This is a genomic window from Duganella sp. CF517, from assembly GCF_900110275.1.
Taxonomy (GTDB): Bacteria; Pseudomonadota; Gammaproteobacteria; order Burkholderiales; family Burkholderiaceae_D; genus Rugamonas.
The window spans coordinates 823,030-836,433 of record NZ_FODC01000003.1; the positions used below are offsets into that span (position 1 = coordinate 823,030).

General features: G+C 63.1%; 12 protein-coding genes. 2 read left to right on the forward strand and 10 right to left on the reverse strand.

The genetic code is table 11. The features are described 5' to 3' along the window. Positions 1 to 117: 117 nt before the first annotated feature. Together BMX85_RS15150 and BMX85_RS15155 are read left to right on the forward strand one after the other, a co-directional pair. A complete protein-coding gene (locus tag BMX85_RS15150) occupies positions 118 to 810 on the forward strand; it encodes a response regulator transcription factor (protein WP_090319468.1) in 693 nt (230 codons plus the stop codon). A 3-nt stretch (positions 811 to 813) separates the two neighbouring features. Then, the gene (locus BMX85_RS15155; protein WP_090319472.1) at positions 814 to 2,343 is read left to right on the forward strand and encodes a sensor histidine kinase; all 1,530 of its coding nucleotides are present in this window, start codon (positions 814 to 816) and stop codon (positions 2,341 to 2,343) included. Positions 2,344 to 2,348: 5 nt separating this feature from the next. On the opposite strand, the gene BMX85_RS15160 is transcribed toward BMX85_RS15155, so the two are convergent. The 10 genes from BMX85_RS15160 to BMX85_RS15205 form a co-directional block, all read right to left on the reverse strand. Further along, positions 2,349 to 3,089 carry a hypothetical protein gene (locus tag BMX85_RS15160; RefSeq protein ID WP_143067985.1) on the reverse strand — a complete coding sequence of 247 codons (741 nt, stop codon included), beginning with the start codon at positions 3,087 to 3,089 and terminating at the stop codon, positions 2,349 to 2,351. Positions 3,090 to 3,106: 17 nt separating this feature from the next. After that, positions 3,107 to 3,673, reverse strand: a complete 567-nt coding sequence (gene dcd / locus BMX85_RS15165; RefSeq protein WP_090319479.1) for a dCTP deaminase — start codon at positions 3,671 to 3,673, stop codon at positions 3,107 to 3,109. Between the two features lie 55 nt (positions 3,674 to 3,728). Further along, entirely contained in the window at positions 3,729 to 4,577 is an 849-nt protein-coding gene (locus BMX85_RS15170) for an alpha/beta hydrolase (RefSeq protein ID WP_090319482.1), read from the reverse strand. A 75-nt stretch (positions 4,578 to 4,652) separates the two neighbouring features. Further along, entirely contained in the window at positions 4,653 to 7,160 is a 2,508-nt protein-coding gene (locus tag BMX85_RS15175; protein WP_090319485.1) for a DNA internalization-related competence protein ComEC/Rec2, read from the reverse strand. A gap of 332 nt (positions 7,161 to 7,492) precedes the next feature. Further along, a complete protein-coding gene (locus BMX85_RS15180; protein WP_090320140.1) occupies positions 7,493 to 8,293 on the reverse strand; it encodes a CsgG/HfaB family protein in 801 nt (266 codons plus the stop codon). A 95-nt stretch (positions 8,294 to 8,388) separates the two neighbouring features. Further along, positions 8,389 to 9,183, reverse strand: coding sequence for a TatD family hydrolase (locus BMX85_RS15185; protein ID WP_090319488.1), 795 nt, complete (start codon positions 9,181 to 9,183; stop codon positions 8,389 to 8,391). Positions 9,184 to 9,187: 4 nt separating this feature from the next. After that, positions 9,188 to 9,919, reverse strand: a complete 732-nt coding sequence (gene lolD / locus BMX85_RS15190; protein ID WP_229210474.1) for a lipoprotein-releasing ABC transporter ATP-binding protein LolD — start codon at positions 9,917 to 9,919, stop codon at positions 9,188 to 9,190. Next, positions 9,912 to 11,177 (reverse strand): lipoprotein-releasing ABC transporter permease subunit, encoded by a 1,266-nt coding sequence (locus BMX85_RS15195; RefSeq protein ID WP_090319495.1) that lies wholly within the window; start codon positions 11,175 to 11,177, stop codon positions 9,912 to 9,914. Before BMX85_RS15195 ends, lolD begins: the two co-directional genes overlap by 8 nt. A gap of 94 nt (positions 11,178 to 11,271) precedes the next feature. After that, the gene (locus tag BMX85_RS15200; RefSeq protein ID WP_090319498.1) at positions 11,272 to 12,537 is read right to left on the reverse strand and encodes a lipoprotein-releasing ABC transporter permease subunit; all 1,266 of its coding nucleotides are present in this window, start codon (positions 12,535 to 12,537) and stop codon (positions 11,272 to 11,274) included. Positions 12,538 to 12,669: 132 nt separating this feature from the next. Next, positions 12,670 to 13,362, reverse strand: coding sequence for a PEP-CTERM sorting domain-containing protein (locus BMX85_RS15205; RefSeq protein ID WP_090319501.1), 693 nt, complete (start codon positions 13,360 to 13,362; stop codon positions 12,670 to 12,672). Between the last annotated feature and the right edge of the window lie 42 nt (positions 13,363 to 13,404).

Consider the following 13,404-nt stretch of genomic DNA (forward strand, 5'->3'; position numbering starts at 1 on the left):
CCGCATTCGTGGTCGAATTGCGCGTGGGCAAGCCGTTGTAAATCGGCGTAAAAGTGGGCTGGAGGGTCCTGCCCGGCTGGTATGATTGACGATCCTTATAGAAAGAATTGCGCGGCAATGAAGAGCAAAGTACTGTTGATCGACGACGACATCGAACTGGTAGGCATGTTCCAGGAGTATCTGGAGCAGGAAGGCTTCGACGTCAAAGCCGTGCACGATGGCGAAGCCGGCACCGCCGAGGCGGCCACCGGGCAGTACGCCATCGCCATCCTCGACGTGATGATGCCGCGCATGAACGGTCTGGAAACGCTGCGCCGCATCCGCACCAACAGCCAGCTGCCGATCCTGATGCTCACCGGCCGAGGCGACGACACCGACCGCATCGTCGGCCTCGAACTGGGCGCCGACGACTACGTCACCAAGCCGTGCACGCCGCGCGAACTGACGGCCCGCATCCGCGCCATCCTGCGCCGGGCGCAAAGCGCACCGACCGACAACGGCACACCGGCCGCCCTCAACGTCGGCCAGCTGACCATGTGGCCGGAACAGCGCCGCGCCGCTTGGGCCGGCGCCAAGCTCGAACTGACCAGCACCGAATTTAACCTGCTCGAAGTCCTGGCGCGCAACGCCGGACGCCCGGTCAGCAAGAACACCTTGTCCGAACAGGGTTTGGGCCGCCCGCTGGCGCGCTTCGACCGCAATATCGACGTCCACCTGAGCAGCTTGCGCCATAAACTCGGCACCATCGCCGACGGCCGCTCCTGCCTGCAAACGGTCTACCGCCTTGGCTACCAGCTGATCAAGGAGTAGCCTGTGGGCCGCCTGTTCTGGAAGTTCTTCGTGTGCATACTGCTGGCACAGATGACGGCGACCGTCGGCGTCCTCGGTGGCATCTGGCTCAAGGACCGCAGCCAAAACGCCACCCCCGCCGATATCGACACCAGCCCGCCGGCCGAAATCGCCATCAACGCGGCCGCCGCCACCCTGGAATACGGCGGCACCAACGCCCTGCGGCGCATGCTGGAAAATATGGACCGGCGGCGCGTCTACGCGGTCGACGACGAAGGCCGCGAAATGCTGGGCCGCATCGTCAGTCCGGCCATGCTGCGCGAGTCGCGCGCCCTGCTCAAGGACGACGGCAAGCGCCGCGTGGTGCGCCAGGTCTACGACCCGCAGGGCAATCGCTACATGCTGTTCCTGCCGTGGGCCGAACGCCAGCGCGGCTTCGACAGCGAATCGCGCCAACTGCTCGCCGGCTTGAAAAGCCAGCAGATGCTGTTCGAGGACCGGCGCATGGGCGGCGGCTTTGGCGGTCCTGGCGCTCCTGGCGGGCCGCCCCCCGATGGCGCCGCCCCGCCCCAGGGGCAGGCGCAGGACGGCAACCGCGCCTATGGCGGACCAGGCATGCAAGGCCAGCGCGGGCCGATGGGGCCACGATTCGAGCCGCTCAAGCCGTGGGTACCGATTGCCGCCGCGATCTTCGCCAGCCTGCTGTTCTCGGTGCTGCTGGCCTGGTATTTCTCGCGGCCGATCCGCGCGCTGCGGGCTGCTTTCGACGCCGCCGCCGGGGGCGACCTGGCGCCGCGCTTCGTCAGCGCATCCGGCAAAAGCCTCACGGAACTGAACGACCTGGGTCGCGACTTCGACCGCATGACGGCGCGCCTGCGCAATTTGATCGACGGCCAAACACGCCTGCTGCACGACGTATCGCACGAACTGCGCTCGCCGCTGGCGCGGCTGCAGGCGGCGATCGGCCTGGCGCACCAGCAGCCGGACAAAATCGCCGCGTCGATGGAGCGTATCGAGCGCGAGAGCGTGCGCATGGACAAACTGGTGGGCGAGCTGCTGACGCTCGCACGTCTGGAGGCAGGGGCGATCAAGGCCAGCCAGGAGGAAATCAGCATGGCCGATCTGCTGGAACAGATCGCCGACGACGCCAGTTACGAGGCGGCCAGCCAGCAACGCACGGTGGTGCGCGAGGGCGACGCCGATGTGCTGGTGGTCGGGCAGGCGGATTTGCTGGGGCGCGCGATTGAAAACGTGGTGCGCAACGCCATCAAGCACAGCGCCGAAGGGGGCGAAGTACAGCTGCAAGTGCGGTCGCTGCCCGATGCCCGCCAATTGTGCGTGCGCGTGCTGGACCGGGGACCGGGTGTCGCGCCGGCCGATCTGGAAACCATCTTCCAGCCCTTCTTCCGCTCCGCCAATGCCGGCACCGAGGGCCACGGACTAGGTCTGGCGATCGCCCAGCATGTCATCGAAGCGCACGGCGGAAGTATAAAAGCCACCAACCGTGCGGGTGGTGGCCTGTGCGTGGAGATGATCCTGCCGGTGAAGCTGTAAGCGCGTTATCCGTGACGCCGGTATTCCAGATGCTGGCTGCTCACGCCCTGCGTGACGAAGTCGGCGTCCGCCGGAACTTGCACCTTGAAGAAGTTCCACTGGAAGATCGGTAAAAAGTTGAACTTCTTCGATTTGAATATCCCGCGATTTCGCTTCAGCTCACTGTAGCGGTCACCCTTGAATTCCTTGTTCACCGCTGTAAACGGCAGCATGTGCTCGGCCATGTCGGGGAAATGCAAGGTGGGGTTTTTCCGCTTGAAGTCTTCGAAAACCTCGAACTGATCGCGGCAAATCACCTGGATCGCCGTTTCAGGAAAATTATTATGCTCGGTCCAGAGGACATGCCATCCGCTGCTGGCCTGGTCGATGAAATCGCGCAGCCGTGGACTCAAGATGTACGCATCCGATTCGATATGGATGATTTTATCGGCGCCCAGTTCCCGCGCCACCTCCACCGAATGCAGAAAGCTGCGCCACCAACCCGGATAGTCCTTGATACTTTGCCGCCCCAGGTTATCGTCGAACCGAACGATTAAATTCTTGTCTTCCAGCGATGCCAGGGGCGCGGTATGGGATACGGTCTTGATGATCTCCGCTGGCGGCAGGTACGGCGACCCATCGTCGATCATGACTCTTTTGACTACATCGAGCGGGAAATCCTGGTAATAATCCAGCCACCGCTGATATCGGGTCTTCCATGCGTCGGCGTCCCGAATATAGCTCGTGCAAAAGATTATTGATTTCATTACGTGTTCCGCGCCCCTTAAGCTTTCGGCAAGGTCACGCCACGCTGGCCCTGATATTTACCATTGCGGTCCTTGTACGACACTTCGCACACTTCATCGCTTTCGAAGAACAGCACCTGCGCGCAGCCCTCGCCGGCGTAGATCTTTGCCGGCAGCGGCGTCGTGTTGGAGAATTCCAGGGTTACGTAGCCTTCCCATTCCGGCTCGAACGGCGTAACGTTGACGATGATGCCGCAACGCGCGTACGTCGATTTACCCAGGCAGACGGTCAGCACGCTGCGCGGAATACGGAAGTATTCCATGGTGCGGGCCAGCGCGAAGGAGTTCGGCGGGATGATGCAGACATCGCTCTTGACGTCGACAAAGGAGTTTGAATCGAAGTTCTTCGGATCGACGATGGTGCTGTTGATGTTCGTGAAGATCTTGAATTCGTCGGCGCAGCGGATATCGTAGCCATACGACGAAGTGCCGTAAGAGATGACTTTGCGGCCATCCTGTTCCCGCACTTGATCCGGGAAGAACGGCTCGATCATTCCATGCTGCTCCGCCATGCGGCGTATCCATTTATCGCTTTTAATCGTCATCGCAAGGTATTCCTAAAATTGCCGGGGGGCGCTACCGCGCCGAATGGACGAGATTTTACGCGAAAGCCCCGTTTTTAAGAACTTTTTTAGCGCCGCCGGCGGTGGATTGTTCGTCCAGCAGACCGGCGATCATGTCGGCCGTGGCGTCGGCCGCCGCCGCCGGCGTCTCCATCGGGAACAGATGGCCGCCCGGGATCAGGCGGAAGTGGCGGCCCACCAGCGCCTGCGTATGTTCATGGCCGGATTGGCTGGTTTCCCACGAATCGGTGCCGCCAATGAAGCCGATCGGCACCGGGAAGCGCCCGCGAACAATTTTCGGCAGATGATGGGGCAAGGTGGCGTAGACCGCCGTCTCGGCCTCGCGGGTATAGCGCAGCTGGACGCCTTCCGCGTGCGGTTTGAGGCCGTTGTCGATGTAATCGGTCAGCACGCCCGGCGCCCAGGCGGCGAAGATATCCTTGCTGGCGAAATGCTCATACGCGGCGGCGGCGCTCGGCCACACATTGCGGCGGCGCTTGGAAAATTTGGCCGGCGGGACGTCGTACGCCTTGCCAACCAGTTTGATGGTGCGCCAGACCAGCGCGCGCCATCCGGCGACCACCGGCGCGTCGAGCATGACGACGCAGCGCACCAGGTCCGGCCGCGCGTGGGCGACCAATAGACTCAGCATGCCGCCCAGGGAGTGTCCGACCAGGATCACCGGTTCCGTGTAGCGCGCGGTCAGCTCGGCGATGTATTCGTCCACAAGCCGGGGCCAGCAGTCGGTGACCGGGTACTTCGGGTTATGCGCATGCATATCGAGCGCCTGGATGTCGAATTGGTCGTTCAAGCGCTCGAAGAACTGGCGGTACACGCCCGCCGGGTAGCTGTTGGCATGGGCGAAATGCAGCTTGGGCTTGCTCACAAGCGGTCTCCGTATAGTTATTGTCGGCCAATTGTAACGGCAGTTGCGGTCGACGGCTGGTGGGAAGGCTCTAATTCAGCGGCCATACCAGTAACGGGCGTGCGTTTCACGGTAGCTGACGATGTCGATCGACTGGCCGAAGCTGACGGTCAAGGCGCCCGAATGGTCGGTGCGCAAGCGTTGGATGTGCACTTCCCCATAGCGGTCGTAGACTTCCTGTTTGGGATGTTGGTAGCGGTTGCGGTAGCCGACCTGGAATACGGCCGCCTGCGGGTTCACCGCCTTTAAAAAATCAGGGGTCGAACTGGTGCCGCTGCCGTGGTGTGGCGCCAGCAGGACATCGGCACGCAACCGTTCGCGATCGCGCGAGACAAGTTGCGACTCTTGCAAGGCTTCGATATCGCCGGCCAGCAGCATCGACTTGCCGTCTGCGGTGATCTTCAGCGTGCAGCCGCGGGCGTTGGGTTTGAGCGTGTGGTCCGCATAGCTGGCGGCCAGCGGATGCAGTATCTCGAAGCGCACACCGTCCCACGTCCACGCCTGCCCGGCGGCGCACTGCACATGCCGCGGGGCCGCCGCCACTATCGGATGATCGGGCATCAGCGATCCAAGCACCCAATCGACCGGCAATCCATCCAGCACGGACAAGGCCCCGCCGGCATGATCGATGTCGCTGTGGCTGACGATCATGCCATTGAGCGAAGCAATACCGCGTGCCCTCAAATACGGCAGGATGACACGGATGCCGGCGTTGATCTCAGGGCCGTAGCTCGGGCCCGTATCGTAAAGCAGACGGTGATGGCTGGTTTCGATCAGCAGCGCCATGCCCTGCCCCACATCGAAGGCGGTCACGGTCATGCGGCCCGGTTGCGGGTGCGATGGTTCGGCCGCCAGCAGCGGTATCCAAGTCGCCAGGCCAAGCCAGCGCGCCGGCCACCCGCGCGGCGCGAGCAGCCACAGGGTGCCGAACATCGCCCAGCAAAACAACCACAAAGGCGGAGTCGGCGCGCGCCAGACCGCGTAGCGCAAAGCGCTGAACCATTGCAGGCAAATGGTCAGCCACTCGACCAGCAGATGCGCCACACCGAGGACCCAGCCTGCCAATGACATCGGCAGCATGCTGCCGACCAGCGCCAGCGGCGTGACGACAAGACTAATCAACGGAATCGCCACCGCGTTCGCCAACGGGCTGATGACGGACACCTGCGCGAACAGCAGCATCGTCAGCGGCACCAGTCCAAGCGTGACGGCGTACTGGGTGTGCGCGCCAATGCGCAAGGCCTGCCAGCACCGCGCAGCAAGCGTCTGCATGGGCCGCGCCTCGGCCTGCGACGGTTCGACGTCGCCCGACGCCGGTCTGGCTGGCCGCAGCACGGTACGGCCTACAGTGGAATACAGAATGATGGCCACCGCGCCGAAGGACAGCCAAAACCCCGGCCACAACACCGCCCACGGGTCCAACAGCACCACGACGCCAAGCGCAGTGCACAGCACATGCGAAACGCTGGCGATGCGGTTCAGCCACAGCGCGACGGCGACTACGATCAGCATGTACAGGGTACGCTGCGCCGGCACCCCGAAGCCGGCCAGCAGCACGTAGAACAACGCCACCGTCGCGCCGACCAGCGCCGCGACCTTTTGCGCCGGCAGCATCAACGGCAACTGCGCACGCGTGAAAAACGAATGCCGCCACAAAGTAAAGGCGATCAGCGCGAACAACCCCGCCACCATTGTGATGTGCAATCCGCTGATGCTGACAAGGTGACCGATACCGGTATTGGTGAAGACCTTCCAATCCGCTTGATCGATGCCGCGCTGGTCGCCGACGACCAATGCGACGATCACGCCAGCGTACGGTTTATCCGGAAGCGCCGCCAGAATCCTCGCCCGCAGCGCGGCGCGACAATGTTCGATGACGTTGCGGGCGCTGAAGACAAAGCTCTCCAGACGCCGGTTGCCTTGGTTCGGCCGCACATAACCGGTCGCGCGCACGCCCTGCTCCAGCAACCATGCCTCGTAATCGAAACCATATTCGTTGGCGTTGCCATGCGGCCGTTGAAGACGCACCGTGAGCTGCCAGCGCTCACCCGGCTGCACGTCGCCGACTTGCGTAATCTGATCGCGAAAGCCTGAATACCAGGACAGCGCAATACGCGGCGGGACCGGCGAGGGCCCAGGCATCGTCGCCTGCGCCCCGCCGCTTCCATCCAGTACGCGCTCCACCGCGAAATTGAAGCGCACGCCCTGCGCGAAACGATAGGGTAAGTTGTCGACGGTACCAATGACCGTAAAATCCCGGCCCTCGTCCGCGCTTGCCAGTTGCGAGGACAGCGCCCCGTGCGCCAGCCAGGCCGCCCAATAGAACCCGACAATGGCGCCGACCAGTAAACCATGCACGGCGCGCAAGGTCTGATAGCGGAATTTCCCATCGGCGAGAAATTTGCACTTGAACACCACGTGCCATAACGCCAGCCAGATTGATAAAATACCTGCGGCCCACGCAATGATGGAGACGACAGGTAGAAACGCTTGCGTTTGCATGAACGCCGCCCCCGCCGCAAAGCCGATCATCGCCAATCGCATCGCTACCCCGCCAGTACGTCGCCCTCGCATTAGAGCATTCGGCCAGCCCGTCCGGCCGACAGAGCGATACTATGCAAGCTCTCCGCGCCGTTAAGCATCGTCGATGCGGTTTTTGATACGAATCAATGAAAGGCTGTCTGCCGAGTGGTCCGCATAGTCGCTCAGCCAAAACGGCAAAATGATCGGATTCACTCCTGCAGCTATCACCCAATCAATACCAGCGCGTCGAGAGGCTCGCACGCGACCTTCATTCCGGTGCAGGAAAAACAATCAAAAACGCCGGCAGGAATAACCCTGCCGGCGCTCGCTACTGGCTGAAGAAAATGTAACGCTTATTTCGGAGAAACGTCGGTCGCCTTCACCGCGATGCGCTCATTGATGTTTTTCGCGGCGATGGTCTCGGTCAGGAACGACGTCGATTTCACCAGCAGGTCGCGCGCCACTTCTTCCAGCGGCGAGCCGCTGATGCTGGCGTGATTGCCGCCGAGCCCGGTGCCGCCGCCCCAGCCCATTGCCGAGACGCCGAAGCCGGTCTTCTCATTGTTGGCCTGGAAGGTCTTGGAGGCGATGATCTTGGCGCGGCGAACATCGACCACGCGGATGTCCATGTTCATGTGCACCTTGGACTTTTTGTAATCGACCGCACCGGCGAGCATGCTCAGCGGGCCTTTGAGGAAACTCAGGCCACCCAGGCCGGTCGAGCTTTGCTCAAAGCCGAGCGACGTGATCGAGCCGGTGATCATGTAGTCGGCCGCTTCGGCTTCGACCTTCTTGCCGATCAGCGCCAGCTCCTTGTTGATTTCTTCCATTTCGGCGCGCTCCTGCACGTCGAAGCAGCCGGTCTGCGTCAGCGCGGTGGCCAGCATCTCGGTCATGCCGGTGCCCACGCCCGTGTAACTCGGCTGCGCCACCGTACCCGAACGCTCCCACCAGCGGTACTGGCGCGGGTCCTGCTGGCCGGCGCCCGACGAGCAGTCGGCGGATTTGCATTTGAATTCGGTGAAGACGACCTTGGCCGCAGGCGTCGTGCACTTCGGCACGTTGATCTGGCGCTCGGAGACCTCGCTCGTATCGGCGAAGCACATAACGGGAACAAACAGGAGGGCGGCGGCGAGGCGAACGTCTGGTTTCATATGGATATCCGTGAGTTGGTACAGGCAAATATTGGCGATTATGCACTGCCAACTCATCATTAATTCTATCCAAATGTCACAACATCAATTATCACCTAAGAAACTATCATTCGTGACAACGCCGACTTGGCGTTGGCCGTGGTCGTCGATGCGACCTCCTCCACGGAAATGCCGCGCAATTCGGCCAGCACGGCGCCAATGCGCGGTATTTGATCGGGGCTGTTACGGCCCGGGTGGATCCAGCTGGGCGAAATATCCGGCGCGTCGGTCTCCAGCACGATCGCGTCGAGCGGCAGCTCGGCGGCCATGCGGCGTATCTGCAGCGCGCGCGTAAACGTCATGGCGCCGCCGAAACCGAGCTTGAATCCGAGGTCGATATAGCCCTGGGCCTGCTGGAAGCTGCCGTTGAAGGCGTGCGCGATGCCGCCGGCGGGCCGGATCTGGCGCGCGTGCTTGAGCACCACGTCCTGCGAGCGGCGCACATGCATCAGCACCGGCAACTCGAAGTCGCGGGCGATCTTGAGCTGTTCGCGGAAGAAGAAGATCTGCTTCTCGCGCATCGCCGGCTCGGTCAACATGGGGATGAAAAAGTCCAGGCCGATCTCGCCCAAGGCGACGAAGCGCTGGTCGGCCAGCGCCGCCTCGACCTGCCCGCGCAGCACGCGCAAGTCGTCTTCCTTCGCGTTCGGCACATAGATCGGGTGGATGCCGAGCGCGTAGCAGCCGTTATCGACGCTGGCCGCCAATTGCGCGACGATGGAAAAGTTGGCCGTTTCCACCGCCGGGATCACGATCATGCCGACACCCTGCGCCCCCGCCTTGCGCGCCTGTTCGACGGATTCGTTGCCGAATTCGTGGGCGTCGAGGTGGCAGTGGGTGTCGATCCACATGATGTCAGTCCTGGTAGGGCTTCAAGCCTTCGTCGGTCAGGCGCAGCACGCGGTCGCAGCGGCGCGCCAGTTCGATGTCGTGGGTGACGATAACGAAGGCCGTGCCCAAGGTGCGCGACAGCTCCAGCATCAGGTCGAAAATCTGCTGCGCGGTGGCGTGATCGAGGTTGCCGGTCGGTTCATCGGCCAGCACGCAGGCGGGCTGCGTGACCAGCGCGCGCGCCAGCGCCACCCGCTGACGTTCGCCACCGGACAACTCGCCCGGCACGTGCGTCACGCGCTTGGCCAGATTCACGCGGGCCAGGATTTGCTGCGCCGCGCTGGTGGCGTCGCTGCGTTTAACGCGCCGTATCATCAGCGGCATGCCGACGTTGTCCAGCGCGGAGAACTCCGGCAGCAGGTGGTGGAACTGGTAGACGAAGCCCAGCGAGGCGTTGCGCAGGTCGCCGCGCGCCGATTCGTTGAGCGTGGCGAAGTCCTTGCCCAGCAAAGTCACGCTGCCCGTGGTCGGCGTATCGAGGCCGCCCAGCAGATGCAGCAAGGTCGATTTGCCCGAGCCCGAGGCGCCGACGATGGCGACACGTTCGCCGCGCCGCACGTCGATGTCGATCCCGCCCAGCACCTTGACCGAATAGCTGCCCTGCGTGAAGGTCTTGCCCAGGTTGCGGCAGGACAGGACCACCGGTTCCGGATTGGTCGTCGGCTTGGTCGCCGGGTTGGTCATTGGATCACTCATAGCGCAACGCCTCCGCAGGTTTGACGCGGGCTGCCCACCAGCTTGGGTAGATCGTGGCGACGAACGCCAGTACCACGGCCACGCCGCCGATCTTGAAAACGTCCGGCCAGCGCATGTCCGACGGCACGACGCTGATGTAGTAGATATCCTTGGACAAGAACTGCACTCCTAATAAATGTTCGATAAACGGCACGATGACGTCGATGTTGAGCGCCACCAGCACGCCGCCGGCCACGCCCAGAATGGTGCCGAGGATGCCCACCAGCGCGCCCTGGATCATGAAGATCTTCATGATCGACCGCGGCGAGGCGCCCAGGGTGCGCAGGATGGCGATATCGGCCTGCTTGTCGGTCACCGTCATCACCAGCGTGGAGACCAGGTTGAAGGCGGCGACCGCGATGATCAACGTCAGGATGATGAACATCATGCGCTTTTCGGTCTGCACGGCGGCGAACCAGGTGGCGTTGAGTTTGGACCAGTCGCGCATGGTCAGGTCGCCCGACATGGTGCGCTTGAGGTCCAGCGCCACCTGCGGCGCGCGGTGCATGTCGGACAGGCGCAAGCGCAGGCCGGCCGGCGCGTCCAGGCGCAGCAGCTTTTCGGCGTCGGTCAGGTGCACGAAGGCGAACGCGGAATCGAACTCGTTGTGGCCCGCCTCGAAGATGCCGACCACATTGAAGGAGCGCATGCGCGGCAGCACGCCGGCGGGCGTGGCCTGGCCCTGGGCCAGCGCCAGGGTGACCTTCTCGCCGAGGTTGACGCGCAACGCGCGCGCCAGGTCGATCCCGAGCACGATGTTGTAGGCGCCCGGCTGCAGCGCGTTGAAATCGCCCCTGCGGGTCTGCTTGGCGACATCGGAGACGTTCGGCTCCTGCTCCGGCAGCACGCCGCGGATGATGGCCGGGCGCAGGATGTCGTCGCGCACCAGCATGCCCTGCGTCTCGGCGAACGGCGCGGTGCCGATCACCTCCGGATTCTTGCGGGCCTCGGCGGCGGCGGCCTGCCAATTCGGCATCGAGCCGCGCCCGTCGAACACTTCCACGTGGGCCAGCACCGACAGCATGCGCCCCGTCACGTCCTTCTGGAAGCCGTTCATCACGGACAGCACCACGATCAGCGCGGCCACGCCCAGGCCGATGCCGGCCATCGAAATCAGCGAGATAAACGAGATAAAGCTATTGCGCCCGCTGCGCTTGCCGGCGCGCGTATAGCGCAGGCCGACCAGCCATTCAAACGGTAGATTCTTAATGATACTCATGTGTTCCAGCGGACAAAATCGGCGAAGTCAGCAGTTTGCCATATAAATAGCGTTCCATGCGTGCGGGGCGGCACACAGCCGGCGTCGATGCGCCTCACTCGTAGCGCAGCGCCTGGGCCGGCTTGACGCGCGCGCCGCGCCAGCTCGGGTAGATCGTCGCCACGAACGCCAGCAGCACCGAGATCACGCCGATCCGCGTGACATCGGACAGGCGCAGGTCCGAGGGCACCGAGCTGATCAGATAAATATCCTTGGACAGGAAATGCATGCCGAACAGCCCCTCGATGAACGGCACGATGATGTGGACGTTGAGCGCCAGCACCGAACCCAGCGCGATGCCGAAGCCGGTGCCCAGCACCCCCGTCAGCCCGCCCTGGATCATGAAAATCTTCATGATCGACGCCGGCGAGGCGCCCAAGGTGCGCAGGATGGCGATGTCGGCCTGCTTGTCGGTCACCGTCATCACCAAGGTGGCCACCAGGTTGAAGGCGGCGACCGCGATAATCATGGTCAGGATGATGAACATCATGTTCTTCTGGCTTTTCACAGCGGCAAACCAGGTCGAATTGGCGCTGGTCCAGTCGCGCATGAACAAATCGCCCGGCATCGACTGCTTCAACTGGCGCGCCACCTCGGGCGCGCGCTGCATGTCGGCCAGGCGCAGGCGCAGGCCGGACGGCGCGGCCACCCCCGCCAGCTGCTCAGCGTCGCTGATATTGATGAAGGCCAGGCCGGAGTCGAACTGGTTGTGGCCGACCTCGAAGATGCCGCTCACGGTCAGCGACCGCACGCGCGGCTGCATGGCGCCGCCCGCGCCCGGCGCTTGCGCCCGCGCCAGCGTCACGGTCTGTCCGACCTTGACTTTCAGCGCCCTGGCCAGCTCGGCGCCCAGCACGACGTTGAATTGTCCCGGTTTAAGCGTGTCGAGGCTGCCCTCGCGCATGCGCTCGCCGACCTCGGAAACGTTCTTCTCGGCCGACGGCAGTACGCCGCGCACCACCGACGGCCGCAGGATGTCGTCGCGGATCAGCATGCCCTCGGTTTCGACAAACGGCGCGGCGGCGCGCACCTGCGGATTGGCGGCGGCCTGGCGCGCGCGCTGCTCCCAGTCCGGCATCGCGCCGCGCAGGTCGAACACCTCGACGTGCGCCAGCACCGACAGCATGCGGGTGGTCACTTCCTTTTCGAAGCCGTTCATCACCGACAGCACCACGATCAGCGCGGCCGTGCCCAGGCCGATGCCGGCCATGGAAATCAGCGAAATGAAGGAGATAAAACTATTGCGGCCGCTACGCTTGCCGGCGCGCGTGTAGCGCAGGCCGACCAGCCATTCAAACGGTAAATTCTTGACTATGCTCATGGGCTAACGGGGCGATCAACTGAAGTGAGCCCGAAGTTTGCCATACAAATAGCATTTCATGGGTGAAACGCCATAGCGGCGCCGACAAATCGTCGCGCCGCCCGGTACGGCGGCGGCGCGACGGTCAGGCTATCAGGCGAACTTCGGGTTCTGGCCCGACTTGCGGCGGCCCATGAAGCCGACCAGGCCCAGGCCCAGGCCCAGCATCGCCCAGGTGCTCGCTTCCGGCACCGGTGCGGCCATCTGCACGCCCAGCAGTTCCTGCGACGCCAGGCCGTTGGAACCGACGCCGGTGAAGCTGGTGTAGGTGTAAGTATTGCTCAGCACGGTGTGCTTGGATGCCAGGTCCAGCATCTTGAAGGCGGCGTCGGCGCTCGAATCGGCACCGCTGACGAAGTACTGCGAGCCGCCGTTGTCGTAGATATTGCCGTCATCGGCGACCAATTCCCACAGCGCCAGCTGGAACGCCTTCTGGCTGTCGGTGTCTTTGATGGCGCTGGCGTACGAGGTTTCGTACAGCGCCTTGACATTGTCCGTCAGCTTGGCGGCGGCGCCGGTGTAGACGGTGTGCGACTGCAAATCGGTGTAGGGCTGGATGCAGAACGCCAGGAAGCTGTCCTGGGCGTTGACGGTGTTGGTCAGCTCGATGACCGGAATGCCGACGAAAGGCGTGCCGTTGAAGTTCTGACCGTCGAAGTTGACCACCAGGCCGCCGGCGCCGATGATAGGGTTGGAGTTGTAGGTCTGGCCGGCGAAGGCGGCGCCCGAGAAGGCGACGGAGACGGCGAAGACGGCTGCTTTGATGGCGTTGAATTTGATTTGCATGATATTTTTTCTTCTATAAAGTAAATGTCGTTTTAATGCTTA

What these genes read in the sequence shown, in the direction of transcription:
- BMX85_RS15150 (WP_090319468.1), top strand. Translation starts at nt 118, where the DNA reads ATGAAGAGCAAAGTACTGTTGATCGACGACGACATCGAACTGGTAGGC.
- BMX85_RS15160 (WP_143067985.1), bottom strand. Translation starts at nt 3,089, where the DNA reads ATGAAATCAATAATCTTTTGCACGAGCTATATTCGGGACGCCGACGCA.
- dcd (WP_090319479.1), bottom strand. Translation starts at nt 3,673, where the DNA reads ATGACGATTAAAAGCGATAAATGGATACGCCGCATGGCGGAGCAGCAT.
- BMX85_RS15175 (WP_090319485.1), bottom strand. Translation starts at nt 7,160, where the DNA reads ATGCGATTGGCGATGATCGGCTTTGCGGCGGGGGCGGCGTTCATGCAA.
- BMX85_RS15180 (WP_090320140.1), bottom strand. Translation starts at nt 8,293, where the DNA reads ATGAAACCAGACGTTCGCCTCGCCGCCGCCCTCCTGTTTGTTCCCGTT.
- BMX85_RS15185 (WP_090319488.1), bottom strand. Translation starts at nt 9,183, where the DNA reads ATGTGGATCGACACCCACTGCCACCTCGACGCCCACGAATTCGGCAAC.
- lolD (WP_229210474.1), bottom strand. Translation starts at nt 9,919, where the DNA reads ATGAGTGATCCAATGACCAACCCGGCGACCAAGCCGACGACCAATCCG.
- BMX85_RS15195 (WP_090319495.1), bottom strand. Translation starts at nt 11,177, where the DNA reads ATGAGTATCATTAAGAATCTACCGTTTGAATGGCTGGTCGGCCTGCGC.
- BMX85_RS15200 (WP_090319498.1), bottom strand. Translation starts at nt 12,537, where the DNA reads ATGAGCATAGTCAAGAATTTACCGTTTGAATGGCTGGTCGGCCTGCGC.
- BMX85_RS15205 (WP_090319501.1), bottom strand. Translation starts at nt 13,362, where the DNA reads ATGCAAATCAAATTCAACGCCATCAAAGCAGCCGTCTTCGCCGTCTCC.